The organism is Burkholderia sp. LK4 (assembly GCF_001043615.1).
Taxonomy (GTDB): Bacteria; Pseudomonadota; Gammaproteobacteria; order Burkholderiales; family Burkholderiaceae; genus Burkholderia; species Burkholderia cepacia.
The window spans coordinates 136,828-163,187 of record NZ_LDUL01000045.1; the positions used below are offsets into that span (position 1 = coordinate 136,828).

Genomic DNA, 26,360 nt, shown 5'->3' on the forward strand with positions numbered 1-26,360 from the left:
ATGACGACGCTGAAGCAAACCCCTTCGCAGACAGTCGGCCCGTACTTCGCATACGGCCTGTGCCCGCAGCAATACGGCTACGACCTGAAAAGCCTGTTCACGCCGACGATCGCCGCGGCACACGCCGAAGGCGAGCACGTGCTGCTGGTCGGCCAGGTGTTCGACGGCGACGGCAACGTCGTTGGCGACGCGGTGCTCGAATTCACGCAGGTGGACAGCGCGGGCCGTTACCCGGCGTCGCGCGACGACATCGCGAAATCCGGCTTCACGGGCTTCGCGCGGGTCGGCACCGGCACCGATGCGCAGCAGCGCTTCGTCGTCGAGACGGTGAAGCCGGGCCGCCTCACCGCCGGCGAGGCGCCGCACATCAACGTGACCGTGATGATGCGCGGGATCCTCACCCATGCGTTCACACGCGTGTATTTCGACGACGAAGCCGCCGCGAACGCAGCCGACCCGGTGCTGAACGCGGTGCCCGCCGAGCGTCGCGCGACGCTCGTCGCGAAACGCGACGCGCAACCGGGCCGCCCGGTCGTCTACCGCTTCGACATCCGCATGCAGGGGCCCGACGAAACGGTGTTCTTCGACGTGTGACGCGAGCCGGCGCACGCCGGCTTCGCCCGCTACCGCAACGCCGCGTGGCGCGATACCGACAGGCATCGCGCCACGCGGCGTTTTTCGTGTTCAGGCGCCATCATTCGATGCTGCGGCGCAGCGCGCCAGGCCACGGTCATCGATGCCCGGCGTCAGGGCCTGCCGCCCCCGTATCGAACGCGCGATTGAAACGCATGCTGCGACTGCACATGAATCGTCGCCCCGGCAGGATATCGTTTGCGCGTTATGCGGCGTATGCTGCGTTATCCGCAACACTCAAACGGAATTAAATCAGGATCGGCAATAATTACGCATGCCATGCGCGACATCGGCCCACCGGGCCATGCACGCATTTTTTCTGACCGGGTGCCTTTAAGCGCGTCTGACCGAAGTTGGCAGACGCGTATTTTTTTGCGGAGACCCGCACATCGGCGTGGTGCCGCGGATGCCTTCCGGTCAGCGCCGAATCTCCAGATAGCGGCTCGGCGTATCGCCCAGAATGCGGCGAAACGCCGACGTGAACGCGCTGGCGCTCGCGTACCCGAGATCGAGCGCGACGCGCGTGACCGGCTGCCCGTCGCTCAGGCGGGCGATCGCCGCGAGCATGCACACCTGCTGGCGCCATGCGGCAAAACTCACGCCCGTCTGCGCGCGAAACTGCCGCGTGAACGTGCGCCGGCTCACGCCGGCATCGGCGGCCACCTGGTCGAGATCGGCCGCGATCGACGGCGACGCGAGCAGGTGCCGGCACACCTTCGCCAGCCTCGCGTCGGCCGGCAGCGGCGCATGCAGCGACAGGCGCGGCATCGTCGCGATTTCCGCGACCAGCAGCGCCATCAGCTTGCCCGCGCGCCCGTCGACGTCGTACAGGGCCGGCAGGTCGATCGCATCGTCGATCAGTTGCCGCAGCAGCGCCGATACGCCATAGACGCCGCATTGCTCGGGCAGGCCCGCTTCGAGCGCGGCGTCGCCGGACACGAACGTGTTGAGCATCGTGACCGGCCCGGTCATCGTCATTTCGTGCCGCACGCCGGCCGGCACCCAGCACGCGCGCTGCGGCGGCACCAGCCAGCGCCCGTGCGGCGTCGACACGCTGATCGTGCCGCGCGACGCGAACGCGAATTGCCCGCGCACGTGCGCGTGTTCCGGAAACGTCGTACCCGCCGCGTAGTCGTTCGCGGTCACGACCACGCTTCGCGGAATGTGTTCGTAGGGATCTAGCAGCGTATTTCTCACGGCCCGAATTCCATCATCAATGACCCGATATCGAAGGCGGGTCTCCTTCGCGCGATCTACGATCCGCTCCACCCCTTGCGCGACCTCGCGGCCGCAAGACCCGTCGGCCTGATCGGCCGGAATACCACTGCATCGGAGCGGACATGCCGAATACGTTTCATCGCGTGGGGGACGGCCCCCACCCTGTTCTTGTACTGCCCGGCTGGTTCGGCGACGCCCACGCGTTCGAACCCGTCGAAGCGTGGCTGTCGCGTGAGCGTTTCAGCTATGTATTCATGGACTACCGCGGTTACGGCCGCATGCGCGACACAGCCGGCGACTACACGATCGACGAGATCGCCGCCGACGCGCTCGCGCTTGCCGACGCACTCGAATTCCCGACCTTCAGCGTCGTCGGCCACTCGATGGGGGCGATGGCGGCCGAGAAAATCGCCGTCATCGCGCCCGACCGGGTGCGCGCGCTCGTGCCGGTCACGCCCGTGCCTTGCGGCGGCCTGCCGTTCGACGCGGAGAAACGCGCGCTATTCGAGCGGGCCGCCGACCACGTCGCCGATCGCCAAACCATCATCGATCGCAGCACCGGCGGCCGGCTGCCCGCCGCCTGGATCGCGTGGAAAGCCGCGTATTCGGCAGCCCGTTCGTCGCCGCCGGCGTTCGGCGCGTACTTCCGCGCGTGGGCCGATACGGATTTCAGCCACGAGATCGCCGGCACCCATCCGGTGAAAGTGCTGATCGGCGAGCACGATCCGGCGTTCGACGCGGCGCTGATGGCCCGCACTTACCTGCGTCGCTACCCGCTCGCCACCGTCGACGTGTTGCGCAATGCGGGCCACTATCCGATGAACGAGACACCGCTCGCGCTGGTCGCGGCCATGGAAACGTTCCTGCTTGCCGTGACAGCGAGCCCTGCAGCCGCCCATTGACCGGTCGCACGCCGGCGACATCGCCGCGGCACGCATCACCGCAGCATGAACGACATCGCAGACAGGCTGTTCAACGTGCGCACCACGTGCTCGACCGAAGGCCCGTCGAAGCGCAGCGTCACCGCATCGACGCGCTCCAGCGACGGCAGCACGCAGAACAGGTCGGCCAGCGCCGCCGTCTGCACGCGCAACGTGCAGGCGGCCGGCGTGGGGCGGCGGGCACCGGCGCGCACGCCTGCCGACAGTGCCTGCGCGACCGTCGCGCGCGCGGCGGCTGCGATCCGCGCACACGACGCGGCGGGCGTGAGCGTATCGCCGCTCGATGCGCCGCCGGCCGTCTTGACCGTCTCGACATGCGCATCCGGAAACAGCGGCTGCGTTTCTTCCGCGAACACGTCGTCGCCGGAGGCCAGCGCGACGTGCGCGCCGTATTCGCGGGCCAGCGCGCCGTACAGCCCGGCTTCGCCGAGCTCGACGCCGTTCAGCCACACCTGCGTGAACGCGAAGCTGTTGATCGTGTGCGCGAGGATGCCGCGCGTCTGCGATTTCGCGTGATAGCCGATCATGAACACGAGGTCGGGCTGCTGTTCGAGGCCCGCCATCATCCCGAGCATGCGCGGCTTGCCGAGCACGACACGCGCACGCGCATCGAGCCCGTCGGGCAGCAGGTTGCGGAAACCGCCGTGCGAATCGTTGACCCACACGGCCTGCGCGCCGCCCATGAACGCGCCTTCGATCGCCGCATTCGCCTCGGCGGTCATCCAGCGCCGCGCCCGTTCGTATTCCGGATTGCCGGCGCGCGTCTGCTCGGTGGCGAACACGCCGGCGACGCCTTCGATGTCGGTCGAAATCAGGATCTTCATGACTGGATAAGACGTCCTTCGTGGCCTTCGTTGAACAGGCGATCGAGATCGGGCACCGCGTCGCGCAGCGATTGCCGCACGTGACCGTCGCGCCCGGCCACCGTCACGGCCTGCAGCAACGCATCGGCGATGGCGTGCTCGACGCTTTCGGCGGCCGCCATGAACAGCGGATCGAGCGCCGCATCGGCGACGAGGGCCGGCAGCGCGATGGTCGACGCGTCGTGCGCGATCGTGTAGGCGGTGGAGAAGGCGAGCGCGATGTCGCCGCTGCCGTGCCCGTAGACCGAACCCGTGCGGGCCAGTCCCGCGCCCGCACGGCGCGCGAGCCGCGACAGTTGCCGCGCGTCGAGCGGCGCATCGGTGGCCAGCAACAGGATGATCGAGCCCTGCTCGGGTGGCGCCGCGTGCGCGGCCTCGGCCGCGCGCCGTTGCGCGACGATGCGCCCGAGCGGCACGCCGCCGAGCGTCAGCATCGGCAGCCGGCCGAAATTCGCGAGCACGAGTGCGCCGACCGTATAGGGCCGGCCGGCCGCGACCGCAACGCGCGACGCCGAACCGATCCCGCCCTTCAGGTCGAAGCACGACATCCCGCGCCCGGCCCCCACCGCGCCGCGCGCGACGTCACGCGACGCCGCGCGGCACGCGTCGTCGTAATGCGCGGCCGTGACCGCGAACGCCTGGATATCGTTCAGATAACCGTCGTTGCACTCGAACACGAGCGGGTTGACCGTCGGCCAGTCGCGGCCGATCTGCGGATTCGCCGCGATCGCCGCGCGGATCTGCGCATGCGCGAGCGCGCCGACGCCAAACGTATTGGTCAGCGCGATCGGCGTCTCGAGCGTGCCGAGCTCGTCGACCTGCACGAGCCCGACGCTCTTGCCGAAGCCGTTGATCACGGCGGCCCCGGCCGGCACCTTGCTGCGGTACACGTCGCCCGGATGCGGCTTCACGACGGTCACGCCCGTCTGCACGTTGCCGGCATCGAGCGTGCAATGGCCGACCGTCACGCCCGGCACGTCGGCGATCGTGCCGCGCGGCCCGGCCGGCAACGCTGCCGTCCACATCGGTGCGATGCGCATCAGCGGCGCTCCAGCTTCGGGTCGAGCGCGTCGCGCAGCCCGTCGCCGAGCAGGTTGAACGCGAGCACGGTCAGGAAGATCGCGAGGCTCGGGAAGATCGCGATGTGCGGCGCCGTCACCATGTCCGCGCGCGCCTCGTTGAGCATCGCGCCCCACTCCGGCGTCGGCGGCTGCGCACCGAGCCCGAGGAACGACAGGCTCGCGGCCGTGATGATCGACGTGCCGATCCGCATCGTGAAGTAGACGACGACCGACGACACGGTGCCCGGCAGGATGTGCCGCATGATGATCGTCCAGTCCGACGCGCCGATGCTGCGCGCGGCCTCGACATAGGTCATGTGCTTGAGCATCAGCGTGTTGCCGCGCACGAGCCGCGCGAATGCCGGGATGCTGAAGATCGCGACCGCGCAGATCACGTTGACCATCCCGTTGCCGAGGATCGCGACCACGCCGATCGCGAGCAGGATGCCCGGGAACGCGAACAGCACGTCGGCCACGCGCATCGTGATGCGGTCCCACCAGCCTTCGTAGTAGCCGGCGAGCAGCCCGAAGAACGTGCCGATCACCGCGCCGAGCGCGACGGAGAAGAAGCCGGCCGCGAGCGAGATGCGCGTGCCCGTGATGATCCGGCTGAAGATGTCGCGGCCGAGCGAATCGACGCCGAACCAGTGCACGGCCGACGGCCCCGCGTTCAGTGCGTCGTAGTCGAAATAGTTCTCCGGATCGAACGGCACGACGTGCGGGCCGACGAACGCCAGCACGACGAGCGCCAGCACGAAGCCGCCCGCGACGAGCGCGACGGTCTGCTTGCGGAACTTGCGCCAGAATTCGCGCCACGGCGTGCGGATCGCGGTGGGTGCGGCCGGCGCCGCGGTCTGGACAGTCGCGTTCATGCGCGCCTCACTTGAACCGGATGGTCGGGTTGATGACCGCGTACAGCACGTCGACGGTCAGGTTGATCAGGATGAATTCGAGTGAAAACAGCAACACGATCGCCTGGATCACGGGGTAGTCGCGCATCGTCACGGCATCGACGAGCAGGCGCCCGAGCCCCGGCCAGTTGAACACGACCTCGACGACGATCGAGCCGCCCAGCAGGAAGCCGAACTGCAGCCCCATCATCGTGACGACCGGGATCATCGCGTTGCGCAGGCAGTGCTTGAGCACCACCATCGGCTCATGCACGCCTTTCGCGCGCGCGGTGCGCACGAAATCCTCGTTCAGCACCTCGACGAACGACGCGCGCGTGAAGCGCGCCATCACGGCCGCGACCGCGGCGCCGAGCGTCAGCGACGGCAGCACGTAGCTCCGCCACGAACCGTCCGGCACGACCGGCAGCCAGCCGAGCTTCACCGAGAAAATCTCCATCAGCAGCATGCCGAGCGCGAATGCGGGAAACGAGATGCCCGACACCGCGAGCGTCATGCCGAGGCGGTCCGGCCAGCGGTTGCGCCACACCGCCGACGCGATGCCGATCGCCATGCCGAAGGCCGTCGCCCACGCCATGCTGACGAGCGTCAGCATCAGCGTCGGCATGAAGCGCTCGCCGATCTCGGTCGATACCGGCCGCTTGCTGCGGGTCGACAGGCCGAAATCGCCGTGCGCGATCTTCACGAAGAAGTTCACGAACTGCGCGGGCAGCGGCCGGTCGAGGCCGAGATCGGTGCGCACCAGCGCGACCGTCGCGTCGTCGGCTTCGGGCCCGGCCGCGAGCCGCGCCGGGTCGCCCGGCAGCAGGTGGACGAACAGGAACACCAGCACCGCGACGATCGCGAGCGTGGGCAGCAGGCCGAACAGGCGTTTGACGAGAAAATTCAGCATGGGGCACCGATCGAATCAGCGTGCCGGCGGCTTGCACCGCCGGCACCGCGTGGCGGACGAACCGCCGTCATCACCACTGTCATTTCAGCGAGATTTCGTCGAAGTTGAACGAGCCGTCCGGCATCACGTACGCACCCTGAAGCCGCTTGCTGCGCGCATACACGATCTTCTCCTGCACGAGGAAGATCCACGGCGCATCGGCCCAGATCTGCTTCTGCGCATCGGCGTAGAGCTCGGCCTTCTTCGAGCGGTCGACCGTCTCCAGTGCCTTCGAGAGATCGCCGTCGACCGTGTCGTTCTTGTAGTACGCGGTATTCAGGAGCTTCGGCGGCGCCGACGCGCCGGCGAGCAGCGGCGTGATCGCCCAGTTCGCCTCGCCGGTCGACGACGACCAGCCGATGTAGTACATCCGCACCGGCGCCTTCGCCGGATCCGGCGCGCTCTCGACCTTCGCGACGCGCTCGCCGGCTTCCAGCGCCTGCACCTGCACCTTCACGCCGACCTGCGCGAGCTGCTGCTGCACGAACTGGATCGCCTTCTGCGACGTCGAGTTGTTATAGGCGGACCACAGCGTCGTCTCGAAGCCGTTCGGGTAACCGGCCTCCTTCAGCAGCGCGCGCGCCTTCGCCGGGTCGTACGGCCACGGGCCCGGCTTCGTCGCGTAGTCGACGCCCTGCGGCACCACGCCGGTGGACGGCGTCGCGAAGCCGGCGAACGCGACCTTCGCGAGCGCTTCCTTGTTCACCGCGTAGTTCAGCGCCTGGCGCACCTTCGGGTTGTCGAACGGTTTCTGCTGCAGGTTCAGCGACACGTAGCGCTGCACGATCGACGGCCGCTCCACGACGTCGACCTTCGGGTTGCCCTTCAGGTCGGCAGCCTGCTCGAACGGAATGCGGAACGCGAAATCGGCCTCGCCCGTCTTGATCAGCGCCGCGCGCGTGTTGTTGTCGACCACCGGCTTCCAGTCGATCGCGTCGATCTTCGGGTAACCCTTCTTCCAGTAGCCGGCGAACTTCTTCACCTTCAGGTCGTCGGTCTGCTTCCATTCGACGAACTCGAACGGCCCCGTGCCGACCGGATGCAGCGCGATGTCGCGGCCCCACTTCTTCAGCGCGGCCGGCGAGATCATCACGGCCGACGGGTGCGCGAGCGTGTTGATCAGCGCGGAGAACGGCTCGCGCAGCGTGATCTTCACCGTGTACGGATCGACCACTTCGGTCTTCTCGATCACGCGGAACATGTTGTAGCGCTTCAGGTGGTTCGCGGGATCGGTCACGCGGTCGAAGTTCGCCTTCACGGCCGCCGCGTTGAAATCGGTGCCGTCGTGGAACTTCACGCCCTGGCGCAGCTTGATCGTGTAGGTCTTCGCATCCGGGCTCGCGTCGTAGCCGGTTGCCAGCACGTTGACGAGCTTCATGTCCTTGTCGAAGCCGAACAGCCCCTGGTAGAACGACTTGACGACGGCCTGCGACACCGTGTCGTTCGCGTCGTACGGGTCCATCGTCGTGAACGTCGAATCCACCGCCATCACCGCGGTCTGCTGCGCGAACGCGGGCACCGCGGCCGACAGCGCGAGCGCGCCGGCACCCGCTGCGAGCAGTGCGCGTGGACGGAACATCGGGAACGAATACGGCTTGTTCATCTTGCTGGGCTCCTGTGGGTGATTCGATAACGCGTGGTGAGAGTCGCGGCGGGACGGCGCCCGCTCGGGGAAAATGCGTCGTTGCCTCGCTCGTGCGCAGCTGCGGTCCATGGCAACCTGCGCGTGTTCAGTACGCGCCGCCGACGCGGTGCGTCGCGACGTAGTGATCGGGGCCGACCGCGACGAGCGGCGCGACCACCGGCTCGTCGCCGGCCGCGCGGATCGGGCTCGGGATTTCGTCCGCCGCGAGCTGGCGCGGGGCGTGCCGGCGCGCGGGGTCGGCCACCGGCACCGCGCTCATCAGCTTCTTCGTGTACGGATGCTGCGGCGCCTCGAACACCGCGCGGCGCGGGCCGATCTCGACGATCTGGCCGAGATACATCACCGCGACGCGATGGCTGATGCGCTCGACGACGGCCATGTCGTGCGAGATGAACAGGTACGCGACGCCGAGTTCGCGCTGCAGGTCGAGCATCAGGTTGACGATCTGCGCCTGCACCGACACGTCGAGCGCCGACACCGATTCGTCGGCGATCACGACCTTCGGGTTCAGCGCGAGCGCGCGCGCGATCGCGATCCGCTGGCGCTGGCCGCCCGAGAATTCATGCGGATAACGACGCGCGGCCTCGGGCGGCAGGCCGACCTTGTCGAGCAGCCAGTCGACCCGCGCCTGCGCGTCGCGGCCGCTCGCGACACCGTGCACGAGCAACGGCTCCATGATCGAGAAACCGACGGTCAGGCGCGGGTTCAGCGACGCGAACGGGTCCTGGAAGATGAACTGGATGTTCCGGCGCAGCGCCTGCAGGTCGGGGCCTTTCAGCGCGCTGATGTCGCGGCCGTCGAACTCGATCGAGCCGCTCTGCGATTCGACGAGGCGCAGCAGCGAGCGGCCGGTGGTCGACTTGCCGCAGCCCGATTCGCCGACCAGCGCGAGCGTCTCGCCCGCGCGCAACTCGAAGCTCACACGCTCGACCGCATGCACGTATTGCGATACGCGGCCGAACACGCCGGTCTTCACCGGGAAGCGCGTCACGAGATCGCGCACGCGCAGGATCGGCGACGCGGATCGATCTAAGCCCGGCTGCGCATCGTCTTTCGCCGCCGGTGCGGGCGCCGATGCGGGCACCGGCGATGCCGCCGGTGCTGTCGTGTTTGCGCCCTCCACCTTCAGCAGCGGGAATTTCTCGGGCGCGTCGGTGCCCTGCATCGAGCCGAGCTTCGGCACGGCCGCGAGCAACGCCCGCGTATAGCGATGCGCGGGCGCCGCGAAGATGCGATCCGACTCGCCCTCCTCGACCTTCTCGCCGCGATACATCACGAGCACGCGGTCGGCCACTTCGGCCACCACGCCCATGTCGTGCGTGATGAAGATCACGCCCATGTTCATTTCGTCCTGCAGCCCGCGCACCAGCTGCAGGATCTGCGCCTGGATCGTCACGTCGAGCGCGGTCGTCGGCTCGTCGGCGATCAGCAGCGCGGGCCGGCACGACAGCGCCATCGCGATCATCACGCGCTGCCGCATCCCGCCCGACAACTGGTGCGGATAACGCGCGAACACGCGGCGCGCCTCCGGAATGCGCACGAGTTCGAGCAGCCGCAGCGTCTCCGCACGCGCTTCCGATGCACTCTTCGACTGATGCAGCGCGATCGCCTCGCTGATCTGGTCGCCGACCGTAAACACCGGGTTCAGCGACGTCATCGGCTCCTGGAAGATCATCGCGATGTCCGCGCCGCGTATGCCGCGCATCGTCGCACCGCTTGCCTGCGCAAGATCGACGAGCGCGCCGCCGCGCCGGCGGAACGCGATCCGGCCGTTCGTGATCGCGCCGCCGCCGTGTTCGACGAGCCGCATCAGCGCGAGCGACGTGACCGACTTGCCCGAGCCCGATTCGCCGACGATCGCGAGCGTCTCGCCGCGATCGACGTGAAACGACACGTTGCGCACCGCGTCGAACGTCGCGCCTTCGCGGCGGAACGTGACCGACAGGTCGTCGACGGCCACCACGCGCTGCTCGGGCAGCACCAGGCCGGACGGGTTACGGCTCGAAGTCATCGTGGCTCTCCTCTTCGTGCTGGCCGGGATCAGGCGGTGTCGTCGTCGCGATAGATGCCGACCACCGGCGCTTCACCGACGCGCGCGTAACCGCGGTACATCCCTTCGGTGTTGAACGGCATCGCAACGTTGCCCTGCGCGTCGACCGCGATGATCCCGCCGCGGCCCGCAAGGCGCGGCAGCTTGTTCATCACGACGTCGTGCGCGGCATCGGCGAGCGACGCGCCGCGATACGCGATCTGCGCGGCAACGTCATGCGCGGTCGCGAGCCGGATGAACATCTCGCCGGTGCCCGTCGCCGACACCGCGCAGGTCGCATCGTCCGCATAGCAGCCTGCGCCGATGATCGGCGAATCGCCGACACGCCCCGGCTGCTTGTTCGTGATGCCGCCCGTCGACGTCGCCGCCGCGATGTGGCCGTACCGGTCGCACGCGACCGCGCCGACCGTGCCGTGCTTGCGATCCGGATCGAGCGGCTCGGCCGGCTGCGGCTGCGACTGTGATTTGCCGAACGCGAACGTCGCCGCGTCATGGTCGAGCATCGCGCCGGCTGCCGTGCGCGCCTTGACCCACTGCGCGTGACGCGCTTCGGTGTCGAAATAGCCGGGCTCCGCGAGTTCGAGCCCCTGTGCGGCCGCGAACGCATCGGCCCCCGCGCCGGCGAACAGCACGTGTTCGCTCGCCTCCATCACGCGCCGCGCGGCGAGCACCGGATTGCGCACGCGCGTCGCGCAGCAGATCGCACCCGCGCCGAGCGTCGCGCCATCCATGACCGCCGCGTCGAGTTCGTGCTTGCCTTCGGCCGTATAGACGGCACCGCGCCCGGCGTTGAACAACGGACAGTCCTCGAGCATCCGCACCGCGACGGTGACGGCGTCGAGCGCGCTGCCGCCGTCGGCCAGCACCTGCTGGGCGGCCGTCAGGATCGCGGTCAGTTCGGCGCGGTACTGACGTTCGGTGTCGGAATCCATCGCATCGCGCAGGATCGTGCCTGCGCCGCCGTGAATCGCAACGATCGCGGGTGAAGTCATGTTTTTTTCGGACGGTGGGAAGAAGGGTTGGCGGCCGGCTGTGTCGCTTGCGGCTGCATGAGCCACGGCAGCAGGAATTCGGTCATCTCGGCGGCGGATTTCGCGGACCGGTGCGTGCGCAGCGCGACCGCGTCGATCAGCGCCTCGATCATCGTGAGCACGGCTGCTTCCGACGTGGCCGCGAAGCGCCGTTCGGCCTTGACGTACAGGTTGAGCGACGCGATCGGCGCCAGCGGCGATTGCGGGCCGTCGGAGATACCGAGTACGCGTGCACCGCGCGCCGCCGCGCGGCGGGCCAGTTCGATCGTGTCCTTCACGTAGCGCGGAAACGCGAGCGCGATCACGAGATCGCGCGAGTCGGCCGTATAGAGCCGCCGAGCCGCGTGCGACGGGCCGCCGAGCAGCGCGAGCGACTGCACGTTGTCGTGGCAGACGGACAGCCCGTGCTCCATCAGCCCGGTGAGGAACGCGCTCGACCCCGCGCCGAGGATCAGCACGCGCCGCGCGCCGACGATCGCCTCGACCGCGGCCTCGACATCGGCCGCGTCCAGTTGCGCGCGCGTGTTCTCGATGTTCGCGACGGCCTGGTCGAATACCGCGTCGATCCATGCGGCACCGCGTACCCCGGACTCCTGCTCCTGCGCGGAACGCAACCGCTCGACCGGCCCGAGCGTCGCCTCGAAGCCGCGCACGAGCGCCGCGCGCATCGCCGGATAGCCGTCGAAACCGAGCGCCTTCGCGAAACGGTTCGCGGTCGCGATCGACGCATTCACGGCCTGCGCGAGTTCGTCGATACGCATCGTCGCCGCGCGGAACGGATTCGCGAGCACGAACTCGCCCATGCGCCGATGGATCGGCGTCATCAACGGCATCGCCGACGCGATCCGTTCGGCGATCGCGGGTTCGTCGTGACTGGCATCGTGCGGAGAGAGAGACGTCATGCGAAGGGTCGTTGAAAGAATGATGGAAATGAATTTACACAATCCATGTCGCGAAAAGAAATAAATTTTCATCAGCGTTGTCACGTTCCGTTCCCGCGACCCGCGATCGCCCGATGCCCGCACAGCCCCGCCGCACGGGCCTTTGGCATGTGATTGCCGCAGGTCTGCGCGTACGCCGCCTGCGCCCGCCCATCGGGAAAACCCCGAGCAAGTTCGTTCGAATGCAATTTCGCGTTGACCGGATTCGAATTCGAACATAGGATGTTCGAAAATGATCAGTCGTCAGATAACTTCGGACTTCGATGACGGCGAAGTGTTCGCTTGAATGCCATCATTCCGCGCCAAACCGGGAAAGCTGGCGCCCATCAAGATCGGACATCGTACAAATAAAGCGAAACAGGCCATCCTCAACGGATGGTCGTCATGGATCGGTCCGGCGCCGCGCGCCGGCCCTGCCCGACAGGAGACAGCAGTGAAGACAGTCAAGGCGTTGCGCTGGTGGATCATCGTGCTCGTATGTCTCGGCACGATCCTCAACTACCTCGCACGGAATTCCCTCGCGGTGCTCGCGCCCGAACTCAAGCAGGTGTTCGCGATCTCCACGCAGCAGTACTCGTACATCGTCGGCGCGTTCCAGATCGGCTACACGATCATGCAGCCGGTATGCGGATTCATCGTCGACCTGATCGGCCTGCGGCTCGGGTTCGCGCTGTTCGCGATGCTGTGGTCGGTGGTCGGCGTCGCGCACGGCTTCGCATCGGGCTGGCTGTCGCTCGGCATCCTGCGCGGCCTCCTGGGCCTGTTCGAAGCCGCCGCGATTCCGTCGGGGATGAAGGCGGTTGCGGAATGGTTTCCCGATCGCGAAAAATCCGTCGCGGTCGGCTATTTCAACGCGGGCACGTCGCTCGGCGCCGCGATCGCGCCGCCGCTCGTCGTGTTCCTGTCGATGCGGTTCGGCTGGCAGGCCGCGTTCATGGCCACCGGCGCGCTCGGTTTCCTGTGGGCGGCGCTCTGGTACACGCAATACCGGTCGCCCGCCGACCATCCGCGCATCACGCCGCAGGAGCGCGCGCTGATCCGCGACGGCCAGGCGACGATGCCGCCCGTGTCGAAGCGCCGCATTCGCGACGTCGTCACCGCGCGGCGCTTCTGGGCCATCGCGCTGCCGCGTTTCTTCGCCGAGCCTGCGTGGCAGACCTTCAGCTTCTGGATTCCGCTGTACCTCGCGACCGAGCGCCACATGCCGCTCACGCAGATCGCGATCTTCGCGTGGATGCCGTTTCTCGCGGCCGACGCCGGCGGCATCGCGGGCGGTTACCTGTCGCCGTATCTCGCGAAGCGGTTCAGGCTGCCGCTGGTGTGGTCGCGCGTCGCCGGCGTCGCGCTCGGCGCGGTGCTGATGCTCGGGCCCGCGATGATCGGGCTCGTGTCGTCGCCGTACACGGCCATCGCGCTGTTCTGCGTCGGCGGCTTCGCGCACCAGATGATCTCCGCGCTCGTCAACACGCTGTCGGCCGACGTGTTCGATTCCGAGGAAGTCGGCACCGCGAGCGGCTTCGCCGGGATGGCCGCGTGGATCGGCGGGCTCGGTTTCTCGCTGCTGGTCGGCGCGCTCGCCGACAAGATCGGCTACGCGCCGCTGTTCGCGTGCCTCGGCCTGTTCGACATCATCGGTGTCACGCTGCTCGCGGTGCTGATCCGCGGGCAGTCGAAGCAGGAACGCCTGCTCGCACGGCACGCCTGACCGTCGCCCTTAACAGGAATCGCACTCATGACTTCGCTTCTTCATCCGCCCGTGTTCCGCGTCGCCGGCCAGCACGCGAACCGTGTGCTGCTCGCGTCCGATACGGGCGCGACCCTCGAGATCTTCGTGCTCGAGGACGACATCGTGCGGGTACGCGTGCTGCCCGACGCGACGGCGCGCACCCCGCGCACGTGGACGATCGCGCCGGGCCTCGACGACGTGCCGCTCGAAGGGCGCGACCGCCTCGACCTCGATGGCTTCGCACTGCCCGCCTTTTCGCTCGCCGAAGACGACGACGGCCTGCACATCGAAACCGAGCAGATCCGGCTCGCCGTGCGCCGGCACGGCGGCCACTGCACGTGGTCGATGCGCGGCGCCGACGGCGCGTGGCGCATCGCACTCGCCGACCGCTCGACGCAGGCGTACAACTTCGGCTGGTGGGACGACCGCGCCTATCACTATGTCGCCCGCGAGCGCGGCGACAAGGTATTCGGCCTCGGCGAACGCGCGGGCGAGCTCGACCGCACCGGCGCGCGCTTCGAGATGCGCAACATCGACGCGATGGGCTACAGCGCGAAGCACACGGACCCGCTGTACAAGCACATCCCGTTCTACATCACGTGGTCGCCCGATGCGTGCCAGGGGTTCGGGCTGTTCTACGACACGCTGTCGGATTGCACGTTCGACATGGGCCGCGAGCTCGACAACTATCACGGCCCGTACCGCTACTTCGTCGCCGAGCATGGCGATCTCGACTACTACTTCATCGCGTCGCCCGACACGCCGCTCGCGGCCGCGCGGCGCTTCACGTGGCTCACGGGGCGCCCCGCGCGCAACCCGAAATGGGGGCTCGGCTACTCGGGCTCGACGATGAGCTACACCGATGCGCCGGACGCGCAGCAGCAGATGAACCAGTTCGTCGAACAGTGCGACACGCACGACATCCTGTGCGATTCGTTCCACCTGTCGTCGGGCTATACGTCGATCGGCGCGAAGCGCTACGTGTTCAACTGGAACCGCGACAAGTTTCCCGACGCGAAGGGCTTCGTGCAGCATTACCGCGACCACGGCATCCGCCTGTGCGCGAACATCAAGCCGTGCCTGCTGCGCGACCATCCCGCCTTCGAAGACGCGGCAACGCGCGGGCTGCTGATCCGCTCGGCGTCCGGCGAGCCGGCCTGGGTGCAGTTCTGGGACGAGGTCGGCGCGTATCTCGACTTCACGCAGCCGGACGCGTACCGCTGGTGGCGCGAGCAGGTCACGTCGGCGCTGCTCGAATACGGGATCGAGTCGACCTGGAACGACAACAACGAATACGAGATCTGGTCGCCCGACGCGATCGCGCACGGCTTCGGCCAGCCGTTTCCCGCGCGCGAGGCGAAGGTGCTGCAGACGATGCTGATGATGCGCGCGTCGTGCGAAGCGCAGCGCGCGCATGCACCGGCGCAGCGGCCGTTCCTCGTGTCGCGCTCCGGCGGTGCCGGCATGCAGCGTTATGTACAGACCTGGTCCGGCGACAACTACACGTCGTGGGAAACGCTGCGCTACAACCTGAAGATGGGCCTCGGGCTCGCGCTGTCGGGCGTGTCGAACATCGGCCACGACATCGGCGGCTTCTCCGGGCCCGCGCCTTCGCCCGAACTGCTGCTGCGCTGGGTGCAGTTCGGCCTCTTCATGCCGCGCTTCAGTATCCATTCGTGGAACGACGACGGCACCGTCAACGTACCGTGGATGTACCCGGAGATCACCGCAAAGGTCGCCTCGCTGATCAAGCAGCGCTACCGGCTGCTGCCCTACCTCTATCACCTGCTGTGGCTGTCGACGACGCGCTACGAGCCCGTGCTGCGGCCGACCTTCGCCGATTTCCCCGGCGACGCGCGCTGCTACGACGCATGCGACGACATGATGCTCGGCGACGCGCTGCTCGTCGCGCCGGTCGTCGATCCGGGCCTGACGGAGCGCACCGTCTACCTGCCGTCGGGCGCGCGCTGGATGTGCTGTGCGAGCGCGCGGTCGTTCGACGGCGGCGCGAGCGTGACGCTGCCCGCCCCGCTCGACACGCCGGTGATGCTGCTGCGCGAGGGCCGCGTGCTGCCGCTGAACGTCGCGGAACAGCATTTCGGTGCGCGCGCCGATATGCGCGGCTTCCTCGTCGCACCGCGCATCGAGGACGGCGTCGCGTACGGCGAATGCATCGAGGACGACGGCGAGACGGAAGCATGGCGCGACGGCGAATACGGGCTGTGGCGCGTCGAAACCGGCCGCGAGGCGTCGGGCGTGCTCGGCGTGTCGGTGCGCTGGGACGGCCGCCCGGCACGCCCGGCCGACCGCGTCGAGATCCTGCTGCCCGCGTCGGTGCAAGGCGCGGTCGCCGTGCGCGGCGCCCGCATCGAACAGGATGCGCAAAGCGGTACATGGCGCCGCATCGTCGTCGCCTTCGACCACTGAAGCAAACCCGATCGGGCGGGCCGTTCATGCGGCCCGCCGCCCGCCACAGAGGAGGCGACCGAGCCTCCCGCCCACCTTGAAAAGATGAACAGATCTGGAGATCGACAATGAAAGCACCCGTCAACCGCTATGCAATCCTGATTTTGTCGACCGCGTCGCTCGGCGCGACCGCTGCCCATGCGCAGAGCAGCGTGACGCTGTACGGCGTCGTCGACGATTCGCTCGCGTACGTGAACAACCAGCAGGGCCATTCGAACCTCTACATGCGCGACGGCAACCTGTATGCGTCGAAGTTCGGGCTGCGCGGCGACGAGGATCTGGGCGGCGGCACGCATGCGATCTTCGACCTGCAGTCCGGCTTCAACCTGAACAACGGCGCGCAATCCGCCGCCGGCCTGATATTCAATCGCCAGGCCTTCGTCGGCCTGCGCAACGATCGCTACGGCACGATGACGGCCGGCCGCCAGTACACGCCCTACTTCCTGTTCGTCGGCCCGTATGCATCGAGCAGCTGGCTGACCGGTGCGACGGGCGCGCACCCGGGCGACATCGACGGCCTCGACACGACGATCCGCGTGAACAATTCGGTTACCTATACGTCGCCGACCTTCGCCGGACTGACCGCGAGCGCGATGTACGCATTCGGCGGCATTGCCGGCGCGACCGGCAAGGGCAACACGTTCAGCGCCGCACTGCGTTATGCGAACGGGCCGATCGGCGTCGCGGCCGGCTACCTGCGCATCAACAGCTCGGGCTCGTCGGCAGGCTTCCTGAATCCGGCGACCGCCGCGTCGGGCAGCTTCGCGGTGTCCGTGCTGAACCAGGGCTACCTGACCGCGAAGGCCGTCGAGCAGGTCGCGGCGGCCGGCAACTATACGCTCGGCAACCTGACGATGGGCGTCAACTATTCGAACGTGAAGTATCTGCCCGGCAACGGCTCCGCGTTCACGGACACGGCCGTATTCAACACCTACGGCGCGCTCGCCGCATACCGCTTCACGCCGGCATTCTCGGTGGCCGGCGCGTTCGCGTACACGCTCGCGTCGAAGGCGAACGGCATCGACAGCGCGGCCCGCTACCAGCAGTATTCGCTGAAGGAGTCGTACAGCCTGTCGAAGCGCACGACGCTCTATGCGCTGCAGGCGTACACGCATTCGAGCGGCCGGACGCTAGGTGCGCAAGGTGCCGGCCACGTGATCGACGCGGCGCCGATCGTCGGCGATTCGCAGCAGCTCACGCCTTCGACGACGCACGGCCAGTTCGTCGGCATGGCCGGCATCGCCGTCACGTTCTGAGCCATCGCGGCAGCGCCTTCGGCGCGCTGCCCCTGCCCCGGGCGACACGTATTTCGCCGATGCCTCGCGTGCTGTCCGGGCATCCGATACGCGGCCGCCGCGGGGCGTTTTCAGCACCCCGTCCGCGCACCGCGCAAACTGCACGGGTTTTCTCGATCCCCTCGATACCTTACAATTCGTCAGGTTCACCCATCCTGCATACCCCTTCTTGCAGTCCTGACACCGCGGTACACTCGACGCACGCCGTATCAGGGTCCGACGCGCGACACGCGCGCCGGGCGGCGTCGCGCCTCGTTGCGCCCACAACTGGATGCCAGCCATGCCAGATTCCCGCCCCTCGCCCCGCACGACATTCAAGCCGCAGGTCGTCCTGCCCGCGCTCGCAGTCATCGGCGCACTGCTCGTCGTGTGTGCGCTGCTCCCGAGCGAAGCCGGCGCGCTGTTCTCCGCCGGCCAGCAATGGGTCGTCGCGCGCTTCGACTGGTTCTACGTGCTCGCCGTCACCGGCTTCCTCGTGTTTCTCGTGCTGATCGCCGCGAGCGACTTCGGCAACATCCGGCTCGGCCCCGACGATGCCGAACCCGAATTCAGCTTCGTGTCATGGACGGCGATGCTGTTCGCGGCCGGCATGGGCATCGGCCTCATGTACTTCGGCGTCGGCGAGCCGATGCAGCACTTCCTGAAGCCGCCGACCGTCGACCCCGGCACGCCCGCCGCCGCCCGCGAGGCGATGCTGATGACCTTCTTCCACTGGGGCTTCCACGCGTGGGCGATCTACGGGCTGATGGGGCTCGTGCTCGCGTACTTCGGCTTCCGCTACAACCTGCCGCTGACGCTCCGCTCGGGACTGTATCCGGTGCTGCGCGAGCGTATCAACGGCTGGATCGGCCACACGGTCGACGCGTTCGCGCTGGTCGGCACGGTCGCCGGCATCGCAACCACGCTCGGCTACGGAGTCATGCAGATCAGCGCGGGCCTGCATACGGTCGCCGGCTGGGATACGGGCAGCAGTGCGTTTCGCATCGGGCTCGTCGCGCTCGTCGTGATCCTCGCGGGGCTGTCGGCCGCGAGCGGCCTCGACAAGGGTGTGCGACGGCTGTCCGAACTGAACCTGCTGCTCGCGTTCCTGCTGCTCGCGTTCGTCGCCGTCACGGGCCCGACGGCGTTCCTGTTGCGCGCGCTCGGCGACAACATCGGCCAGTACCTGTCGAGCCTCGTCGACCTGTCGTTCCGCACGTACGCGTACGCGTCGCCGCGCGAGGAAGGCTGGTTCGGCGGCTGGACGATCCTCTACTGGGCATGGTGGGTGTCGTGGTCGCCGTTCGTCGGCATGTTCATCGCACGCATCTCGCGCGGTCGCACGATCCGCCAGTTCGTGATCGGCGTGCTGCTCGTGCCGACCGCGTTCAACCTCGTGTGGATGACCGTGTTCGGCAACAGCGCGATCTGGCTCGATACGCATGGCGCGGCCGGCGCGCTCGCGCAGACGGCCACCAATGTCGACGCGCTGCTGTTCCGCTTCTTCGATTTCCTGCCGCTGTCGCAACTGCTGTCGATCGCCGCGATCGTGCTGATCGCGGTGTTCTTCGTCACGTCCGCCGATTCGGGCGCGTTCGTGATCGACCAGATCGCGACGCGCGGCCACGCGCACTCGCCCGTCTGGCAACGGTTGTTCTGGGCCTTGCTGCTCGGCGTGACGGCCGCGGTGTTGCTCGTCGCAGGCGGGCTCGGCGCATTGCAGGCGATGACGCTGATCGCCGCGCTGCCGGTCGCGATCATCATGATCGCGCTCTGCTACGGGCTGTGGCGCGGGCTCGCGGCCGACCGCGTGCACTATTCGCAGGACGTCGCGCCCGCGACGAGCTTCTGGACCGGCCAGCACTGGCGCCACCGCCTGACGCACATCCTGCGGCAGACGACCGAAGCCGAAGCACGCCAGTTCGTCGCCGAAACGGTCGAGCCGGCGTTGCGCAAAGTCGCCGACGAGTTGCGCGCGGGCGGCGTCGATGCGCACGTGCAGCGCGACAGCGACGACGCCGTGCGCCTCACCGTGCCGACCGCCGACCACCGCGATTTCGTGTACGGCGTGCGCGTGACGGTGAAATCCGCGGCCGCGTTCCTCGTGCGCGAGACGGCCGGGCCGGAAGCGGCACGAGCCCACGTGTACGGGATCGTCACGTTCTTCGAGGACGGGCGGCTCGGCTACGACGTCGAATACCTGCGCGGCGACGAAGTGATTGCCGACGTGTTGCGCCAGTACGAACGCTACGTGTCGCTCGCGGCCGACAAGCGCACGCATCTGCTGAGCCGCGCGCCGGGGCATGCGACGGAGGCCGAATGAACCTGCCCGCCGTCTTTACTGCGCCGCGGCGGCCTGCCACACCCGACGGAGCCGCACGATGACCGGGCTCCTGCAAAGCCGCACCTCCGACGTCATCGCGCTCGGCACGCTCGCCGTGCTCTATCTCGGCGGAGCCGGCATCGCGCTGTGGCGGATCCGCGCCGCGGCGCCGCGCGGCAAGGTCTACTGGATCGTCTGCGCGGCGCTGCTCGCCGGCGGCGCCGTCGCGATGGGCATCAACCTGTCGCCGATGCCGGACACCGGGGACATGCCGCCCGGGTTCGCGCTCGGTGTCGAGGCCGTCCTGCTCGGTCTCGCATTGGTCGCCGGCGGTTGCGCGTGGCTGATGCTGCGCGCGCGGCGACGCTGACGCGCGTATGTCGTGCGGCCCGGCCACGTCCCGCGCGAACGACGACGCGCGGGACGAAGCGGCCGCCCCTTCCCCGATCCGCTTCCTTGCCGCAGCGCGTCACGCGGACGGTGCACGCGCCGTCACGAGCCAGCAAGCCGCGTCGAAGCGCACATCCGCGCCGTCGACGTAAGGCTCGAACGCGGCACGCATCGTATCGACCACGCGCCGCCGCGTTGCGTCGTCCACTTCCAGCAACGCCAGCCCGACCGGGCCCAGCCGGGTGATGTAGTCGTCCAGCGCGGACGCTGGCAGCGCGCACGCCAGTTCGACCGGCTCGATCGCCACGTCCGCCCAGCCGCTGTCCGCCAGCACCGACGCGATCCGCTGCCGGTCGCCGAACCCGAACTGCCCCGGCGCGCCGGGCCGCCGTGCGGGCAGGTTCGGCAGCAACGGCGCCGCGGCCCGCTCGGCGATCGTCATGAACGGATTGTCTGCCGCGCTGCGCCATGCGACGAACCGCATCCGCGCATCCGGCCGCGCCGCATGGCGCAGATTCGCGAACGCGCGAACCGGATCGTCGAAGAACATCACGCCGAGGCGCGACACGATCAGGTCGACGCTCGCGGGCTCGAACGCGTGCGTCTGCACGTCGGCACGCACGAAGCGGGCGTGGACGCCGCTGCGTTCGGCACGCGCCTGCGCGGCGTCGATCATCCGCGCCGAGATATCGATGCCCGTGCATTGCGCATGCGCGCCGAGCCGCCGCGCGATCGCAACCGTGACCGCGCCCGTGCCGCAGCCGACGTCGAGCACGCTGCGCGCGGACGACGTGGCAACCGCCTCCACGAGCAATCGCTCCAAAGGCTCGAACATCCGGTCGATCAGCGCCTGTGTCTCGACCCAGGCGCGGCCCGACGGGCCGTTCCAAAGCGCGGATTGTTCGTCATTGGGCCGTCTGGTTTCCATCGTCGATTCCCCTTCTGGTTCATTGATCGTGCCTCGCACTCTGCTGCTTCAAGCCGGCTTGAAGTCAAGCCCCTCCCGGCTGCGACTTGCCGCCGCAACGGCGACGCCCTGCCGGCGTGCGAGTTCCCGTTACGCGCCGTAGTTTTCACATTTCTTACATTCGCGCTGCGTATCGTTGACGACTTTCCCACGGTGCCTCCCATGCGACGACTCCTCCCGCGCGCGCTGCTCGTCCGCTGCGCTCCCCTTGTTGCTTTCGCCGCGCTGTCCGCGTGCTCGAACCACATCGATTCGCCGGACGATCCGGCGAGTGCGTCGGCCAACGTCCAGGCCGCATGGGTCGAGATCGGCGATACGAACCAGGCGATCGCGCGCGTCATCACGAACTACGCCCCCGCTTCCACCGGCGATCCGTTGTGCCCGCAACTGAGCGTCGACGGCAAGCTGTCGCGCATGTCCCTGCGCGCGGGCGCCGCGACCATCGCCCAGCGGCCGACCGCCAGCGATCCGTCCGATTCGAAGCCGTCGAGCTTCCCGGTGTCCGTCTGCGAGGCGACGCTGCCGGCCGGTGCGCAGGCGGCGAGCGTCGCGGGCCGCACGCTGCCGCTGCCGAAGGCGCAGCCGCAACGCGTCGCGATCATCGCCGACACCGGCTGCCGCATGAAGAAAGCCGACAACGCATGGCAGGCGTGCAACGACGCGACGGTCTGGCCGCTCGACACGATCGCGGCCAGCGTCGCGAAGCTGTCGCCCGACCTGGTGATGCACATCGGCGACTACCACTACCGCGAAAACGCATGCCCGCCGGACATCGCCGGCTGCAAGGACAGCCCGTGGGGCTACGGCTGGGATACGTGGCAGGCCGACCTGTTCCGCCCGGCCGCGCCGTTGCTCGCGAAGGCCCCGTGGGTCGTCGTGCGCGGCAACCACGAGGAATGCGCGCGCGCGGGCCAGGGCTGGTTCCGCTTCCTCGATCCGCGCCCGTACTCGGCCGCGCGCTCGTGCGACGATCCGGCCAACGACAACAACGCGAACTATTCGGAACCCTATGCGGTATCGCTCGGCGGCGGCTCGCAGGTGATCGTGTTCGACACCGCGAAGGTCGGCCGCACGCCGCTCAAGACGACCGACGCGCAGTTCGGCATCTACCAGAAGCAGTTCCAGACGGTCGCCGCGCTCGCGTCGAAGGCCGGCATGACGACGACGATCTTCACGAACCACCATCCGATCCTCGCGTTCGCGCCGATCGCCGGCAGCACGCCCGCGCCGGGCAACCTCGCGCTGCAGTCGGTGATGGCGAGCCTCAACGCCCAGGCGTACTACCCGCCCGGCGTGCACGTGGCACTGCACGGGCACGTGCACGATTTCCAGGCGATCAACTTCTCGTCCGGGCACCCGGCGACGATCGTGTCCGGCAACGGCGGCGACAATCTCGACGTCGCGCTGCCCGACCCGTTCCCGGCCGGCCTGACACCGGCACCGGGCGCCGTGATCGAGCGGCTGTCGCACAACAACAGCTTCGGCTTCCTGATCATGGAACGCCGGGCCGCCCCGGCGACCGGCTGGGTCTTCCACGCGTATTCGGCGGCCGGCAAGCTGCTCGCGTCGTGCAACCAGTCGGGCACGACGCTCGCCTGCGACAAGACGGGGTTCATCGCGCCGTGAGTGAAGGAGTTCGACGTGACGGCCGCCATGCGCGCGGCCGGCAAACGCTGCGCACGCTGGCCGCTGCCGTGCTCGCGGGCCTGACGCTCGCGGCGCACGCCGCGCCGGCCGAAACCGTCCTGCTTCCCGGTGCGCCGCCGTCGCGAGTCGTCGACACGATCGGCAACGGCACGCCGCAGGTGACGGGCAAGATCGATGCGGCGACCGCGCGCTTCGCCCCCGACCCGACACTCGTCGCGCTCGGCCGCCGGATCTTCTTCGATTCACGGCTGTCCGAGCCGCGCGGCATGTCGTGCGCGGGCTGCCACGACCCGGGCCGCGCGTTTGCACCGACGCTGTCCGCCGCCTCGCTCGCGGGGCCCGGTGTGCCGGAAGGCAGCCGTCCCGGGCGTTTCAGCCGGCGCAACGCGCCGTCGCTGCTCTATGTGCGCTACGTGCCGCGCCGCCACTTCTACCAGGACGACGACGCGCCCGCACCGTCGCCGTTCGGCGGCCTGTTCAGCGACGGCCGCGCGGATACGCTCGCCGAGCAGATCCGCGGGCCGCTGTTCGATCCGAACGAGATGAACAACCGGTCGCCGGCCGCGCTGCTGCGCAAGGTCGACGCAACCGAACTCGCGCCCGATCTCGCCGTGCGCTTCGGCGCGTCGGTGCGGCGCGATCCCGGGCAACTGGTGCGGGCGCTGGGCCTGGCCGTCGAGGCCTATCTGCAGAGCGACGAAATGGCGCCGTTCACGTCGCGTTTCGACGCGTTCCTGCGCACGCGCAAGCCGCTCGCGCCGGCCGAGATGCGCGGCCTCGCGCTGTTCCGGAATCCGGACAAGGGCAACTGCATGAGCTGCCACACGCTGTCGGAGACGTCGAGCCGACCGGAACGTTCGCTCTTCACCGATTTCGGCTACGACGCGATCGCGGTGCCGCGCAACCGTGCGCTGCCGGCGAACCGCGATCCGCGTCATTTCGACAACGGGCTGTGCGACACCGCCCGGCGGCTGCGCTGGCCCGAGCCGACGCAATGGTGCGGCTACCTGCGCACACCGGGGCTGCGCAACGTCGCGCTCAAGCAGACGTTCATGCACAACGGCGTGTTCACGACGCTGCGCGACGCGGTCGCGTTCTACAACACGCGCTCGACCGACCCGGGCTTCTGGTATCACGGGGCCGGAGCGTTCGACGATGTGCCGGCCGCCTATCGCGGCAACATCAACGTCAACTCGACGCCGATGAACCGCCGGCCCGGCACGCCGCCCGCGCTGACCGACGCGGAGATCGACGACATCGTCGCGTTCCTCGGCACGCTGACCGACGCGCGCTATACGGAGGGCACCGCGTCCGCGGCGCCCGCTGCCCTGGTCGCCCCTGCGGCCGCTGTTGCCCGGGTCACGCGCATCGCCGCGCCGGCTCGCTGATCCTGGCCGAACGGCCAGCCGCATACGCACCCGCTTGCGGTCGCCCCCAACACTGGTTATATTTACAGTACTGTATTTATGAACAGTGAGGTGCGTGATGGAACAACTAGTTCGTATCGTCAACGACGCCGATCGCCAAGTGCTGGCATGGCTCCGCGCCCAGGTCGGCGACGCCCGCGTCGAGCGCGCGGCTCGCCAGCTCGGGCATACGCGCAAGCCCTTCCCGTCCGCCGTTTGCCGTTATCTGGGCATGAGCGCACCGGCCACGTTGCGCCAGGCCGAACGGCCGCGCGCCGCGCGCGATTTCTCGGTCGGCGATCGTTACCTGTCGCTGATCCGCCAGCACCTCGCCACACACTCGGCCAGCCGATGAAATGGCGGCGGCTGGCCGCGTCAATGGCCCGGAAGGCCAGTGCAATTGCGGTTTCGCAAGCCCGGCCGGCGGCCACCGCGCTTATCTGGCCGCCATGGCTTCCCGTACGAGGCGGCCGAGCGTTTCGAACGCCGCTTCGTGCGCTGCATCGAACACGCGCGTGCAAGCAAGCCGGATATAACCGTCGAAGCGGTCGGAATTCGAGAAGATCGCCCCGGGCGCGATCCTGACCCCGTGCGCCAGCGCGGCGTCGAACAGCGCCTCGGAGCGCACGCCGTCCGGCAACGCGATCCACAGCAGCATCCCGCCCGGCGGCTGGTTCATCCGGGTTCCGGCCGGGAAATGCCGTGCGATCGCGTCGATCGTCACGTCGCGCTGCACGCGCAACTGTTCGCGGAACCGGCGCAGGTGGCGATCGAACGCGCCCGAACCGACGAATTCGGCCGCAACGGCCTGCAGCAACGCGGCGTTGTGCCGGCTGTGCGCGAATTTCAGCATCTTCACGCGCGCGTGCCAGCGCCCCGCGCTTATCCAGCCGAGCCGCATCCCGGGGGCCAGCACCTTGTTGAACGACGGGCAGTAGATCACCGTGCCGTCGCGATCCCATGCCTTGACCGGCTTGACCGATTGGGGCGCCTCGACGAGTTCGCGATAAGGCTCGTCCTCGATCACGGCCACGCCGTGGCGCGAACAGAGCGAGACGAGCGCGGCCTTGCGCCCGTCGGGCATCACGCAGCCGAGCGGGTTCTGCAGGTTCGGCACGACCACCACGGCGCGAATGTCCGGATACGCGGTCAGCGCCACTTCGAGCGCCTCGATCGACAGGCCGGTCGTCGGGCTGGCCGGGATTTCGAGTGCGCGCAAGCCGAGGCTTTCGAGCAACTGGATCAGGCCGAAGAACGCTGGCGATTCGATCGCGATCGTGTCGCCGGGGCGCGCGACCGCACGCAACGCGAGATTCACGGCATCGACGCCGCCGCTCGTCGACATCACGTCGTCCGGCGTCAACGTCACGCCATAAGACAACGCGCGCTTGGCCATCGTCTGCCGGAACTCGGGCGATCCGCCGACGGGCCCTGCATCGGTCAGCAAGGTGGGCTTGCGCCGCAACAACCGGATCGCGAGCGCCTGCAGGCGCTCGGCCGGATACAGCGTGGCCAGCGCGGACGCGCCGCCGAGATTCAGCGCATCGGGCGTCGCGTTGGCGCGGTCGATCACACGCGACACGCGCTCGTGCAGGCCCGCGAACGGCGGCTCGACGCTCAGCGGCGGCCCGTCGCTTTCCGGCAGCGTTTCGAGCGCGACTGCCGCGCGGCGCCGCACGAAGTAGCCGGAGCGCGGCTTCGCCTCGCACCAGCCCGTATCCTCGAGCCGCCGGAACGCCTGAATCGCGGTCGACAGACTCACGCCGTGCTGTGCCATGAACGCCCGCACCGACGGCATCCGGTCGCCGGGCGACAGCGTGCCGGCCGAGATGATGCGGCGGTAATGCTCGGCGAGCCGTTCGTAAAGCGGCTCGCCGTCCATCGGCAACGGTGGGCGGGATGAATCGGCGAAAGGCGTCATGCAGGCGATCGTGCCCGC

General features: G+C 68.6%; 21 protein-coding genes. 10 read left to right on the plus strand and 11 right to left on the minus strand.

From position 1 onward, the window contains the following. A complete protein-coding gene (gene pcaG, locus VK92_RS23125) occupies positions 1–594 on the plus strand; it encodes a protocatechuate 3,4-dioxygenase subunit alpha (RefSeq protein WP_021159511.1) in 594 nt (197 codons plus the stop codon). A 456-nt stretch (positions 595–1,050) separates the two neighbouring features. Here pcaG and VK92_RS23130 read toward each other — a convergent pair whose 3' ends face one another. Beyond that, a complete protein-coding gene (locus VK92_RS23130) occupies positions 1,051–1,830 on the minus strand; it encodes an AraC family transcriptional regulator (protein WP_027791368.1) in 780 nt (259 codons plus the stop codon). Between the two features lie 143 nt (positions 1,831–1,973). On the opposite strand from VK92_RS23130, the gene VK92_RS23135 reads away from it, so the two are divergent. Next, a complete protein-coding gene (locus VK92_RS23135) occupies positions 1,974–2,753 on the plus strand; it encodes an alpha/beta fold hydrolase (protein ID WP_048021804.1) in 780 nt (259 codons plus the stop codon). A 35-nt stretch (positions 2,754–2,788) separates the two neighbouring features. Here VK92_RS23135 and VK92_RS23140 read toward each other — a convergent pair whose 3' ends face one another. The 8 genes from VK92_RS23140 to VK92_RS23175 form a co-directional block, all read right to left on the minus strand. Further along, entirely contained in the window at positions 2,789–3,616 is an 828-nt protein-coding gene (locus VK92_RS23140; RefSeq protein ID WP_048021802.1) for a M55 family metallopeptidase, read from the minus strand. After that, on the minus strand, positions 3,613–4,695 hold the full coding sequence (locus VK92_RS23145; RefSeq protein ID WP_048021801.1) for a DmpA family aminopeptidase: 1,083 nt from the start codon (positions 4,693–4,695) through the stop codon (positions 3,613–3,615). Before VK92_RS23145 ends, VK92_RS23140 begins: the two co-directional genes overlap by 4 nt. Next, positions 4,695–5,588: a glutathione ABC transporter permease GsiD gene (gene gsiD, locus VK92_RS23150; protein ID WP_021156639.1), complete on the minus strand. Its 894-nt coding sequence runs from the start codon at positions 5,586–5,588 to the stop codon at positions 4,695–4,697. The genes VK92_RS23145 and gsiD overlap by 1 nt, the downstream gene beginning before the upstream one ends. A gap of 7 nt (positions 5,589–5,595) precedes the next feature. Beyond that, on the minus strand, positions 5,596–6,516 hold the full coding sequence (gsiC, locus tag VK92_RS23155; RefSeq protein ID WP_048021799.1) for a glutathione ABC transporter permease GsiC: 921 nt from the start codon (positions 6,514–6,516) through the stop codon (positions 5,596–5,598). A 79-nt stretch (positions 6,517–6,595) separates the two neighbouring features. Continuing rightward, positions 6,596–8,158, minus strand: coding sequence for a glutathione ABC transporter substrate-binding protein GsiB (gene gsiB, locus VK92_RS23160; RefSeq protein ID WP_048021797.1), 1,563 nt, complete (start codon positions 8,156–8,158; stop codon positions 6,596–6,598). Between the two features lie 127 nt (positions 8,159–8,285). Next, a complete protein-coding gene (locus tag VK92_RS23165; protein ID WP_048021796.1) occupies positions 8,286–10,211 on the minus strand; it encodes a dipeptide ABC transporter ATP-binding protein in 1,926 nt (641 codons plus the stop codon). A gap of 29 nt (positions 10,212–10,240) precedes the next feature. Further along, entirely contained in the window at positions 10,241–11,242 is a 1,002-nt protein-coding gene (locus VK92_RS23170) for an isoaspartyl peptidase/L-asparaginase family protein (RefSeq protein WP_048021794.1), read from the minus strand. After that, positions 11,239–12,183 carry a MurR/RpiR family transcriptional regulator gene (locus tag VK92_RS23175; protein WP_048021792.1) on the minus strand — a complete coding sequence of 315 codons (945 nt, stop codon included), beginning with the start codon at positions 12,181–12,183 and terminating at the stop codon, positions 11,239–11,241. Before VK92_RS23175 ends, VK92_RS23170 begins: the two co-directional genes overlap by 4 nt. A 472-nt stretch (positions 12,184–12,655) precedes the next feature. Between VK92_RS23175 and VK92_RS23180 the strand changes: the two genes are divergently transcribed. From VK92_RS23180 to VK92_RS23200, 5 genes are all read left to right on the plus strand, one after another. After that, the gene (locus VK92_RS23180) at positions 12,656–13,927 is read left to right on the plus strand and encodes an MFS transporter (RefSeq protein WP_048021790.1); all 1,272 of its coding nucleotides are present in this window, start codon (positions 12,656–12,658) and stop codon (positions 13,925–13,927) included. 27 nt (positions 13,928–13,954) lie between these two features. Then, the gene (locus VK92_RS23185) at positions 13,955–16,375 is read left to right on the plus strand and encodes a glycoside hydrolase family 31 protein (RefSeq protein ID WP_048021788.1); all 2,421 of its coding nucleotides are present in this window, start codon (positions 13,955–13,957) and stop codon (positions 16,373–16,375) included. A 107-nt stretch (positions 16,376–16,482) separates the two neighbouring features. Beyond that, positions 16,483–17,670: a porin gene (locus tag VK92_RS23190; protein ID WP_027791358.1), complete on the plus strand. Its 1,188-nt coding sequence runs from the start codon at positions 16,483–16,485 to the stop codon at positions 17,668–17,670. A 319-nt stretch (positions 17,671–17,989) separates the two neighbouring features. Further along, entirely contained in the window at positions 17,990–20,011 is a 2,022-nt protein-coding gene (locus VK92_RS23195; RefSeq protein ID WP_048021785.1) for a BCCT family transporter, read from the plus strand. A gap of 58 nt (positions 20,012–20,069) precedes the next feature. Next, a complete protein-coding gene (locus VK92_RS23200) occupies positions 20,070–20,381 on the plus strand; it encodes a hypothetical protein (RefSeq protein ID WP_048021784.1) in 312 nt (103 codons plus the stop codon). 99 nt (positions 20,382–20,480) lie between these two features. Here the strand turns inward: VK92_RS23200 and VK92_RS23205 are convergent, their stop codons facing one another. Continuing rightward, the gene (locus tag VK92_RS23205; protein ID WP_021156649.1) at positions 20,481–21,329 is read right to left on the minus strand and encodes a class I SAM-dependent methyltransferase; all 849 of its coding nucleotides are present in this window, start codon (positions 21,327–21,329) and stop codon (positions 20,481–20,483) included. A gap of 201 nt (positions 21,330–21,530) precedes the next feature. On the opposite strand from VK92_RS23205, the gene VK92_RS23210 reads away from it, so the two are divergent. From VK92_RS23210 to VK92_RS23220, 3 genes are all read left to right on the plus strand, one after another. Next, the gene (locus tag VK92_RS23210) at positions 21,531–22,994 is read left to right on the plus strand and encodes a metallophosphoesterase family protein (RefSeq protein WP_048021781.1); all 1,464 of its coding nucleotides are present in this window, start codon (positions 21,531–21,533) and stop codon (positions 22,992–22,994) included. Next, positions 22,991–24,403, plus strand: coding sequence for a cytochrome-c peroxidase (locus VK92_RS23215; protein WP_048021779.1), 1,413 nt, complete (start codon positions 22,991–22,993; stop codon positions 24,401–24,403). Before VK92_RS23210 ends, VK92_RS23215 begins: the two co-directional genes overlap by 4 nt. A gap of 97 nt (positions 24,404–24,500) precedes the next feature. Beyond that, entirely contained in the window at positions 24,501–24,776 is a 276-nt protein-coding gene (locus tag VK92_RS23220) for a hypothetical protein (RefSeq protein WP_027791352.1), read from the plus strand. An 81-nt stretch (positions 24,777–24,857) separates the two neighbouring features. Here the strand turns inward: VK92_RS23220 and VK92_RS23225 are convergent, their stop codons facing one another. Then, positions 24,858–26,342 carry an aminotransferase-like domain-containing protein gene (locus VK92_RS23225; protein ID WP_048021777.1) on the minus strand — a complete coding sequence of 495 codons (1,485 nt, stop codon included), beginning with the start codon at positions 26,340–26,342 and terminating at the stop codon, positions 24,858–24,860. Positions 26,343–26,360: the final 18 nt, after the last annotated feature.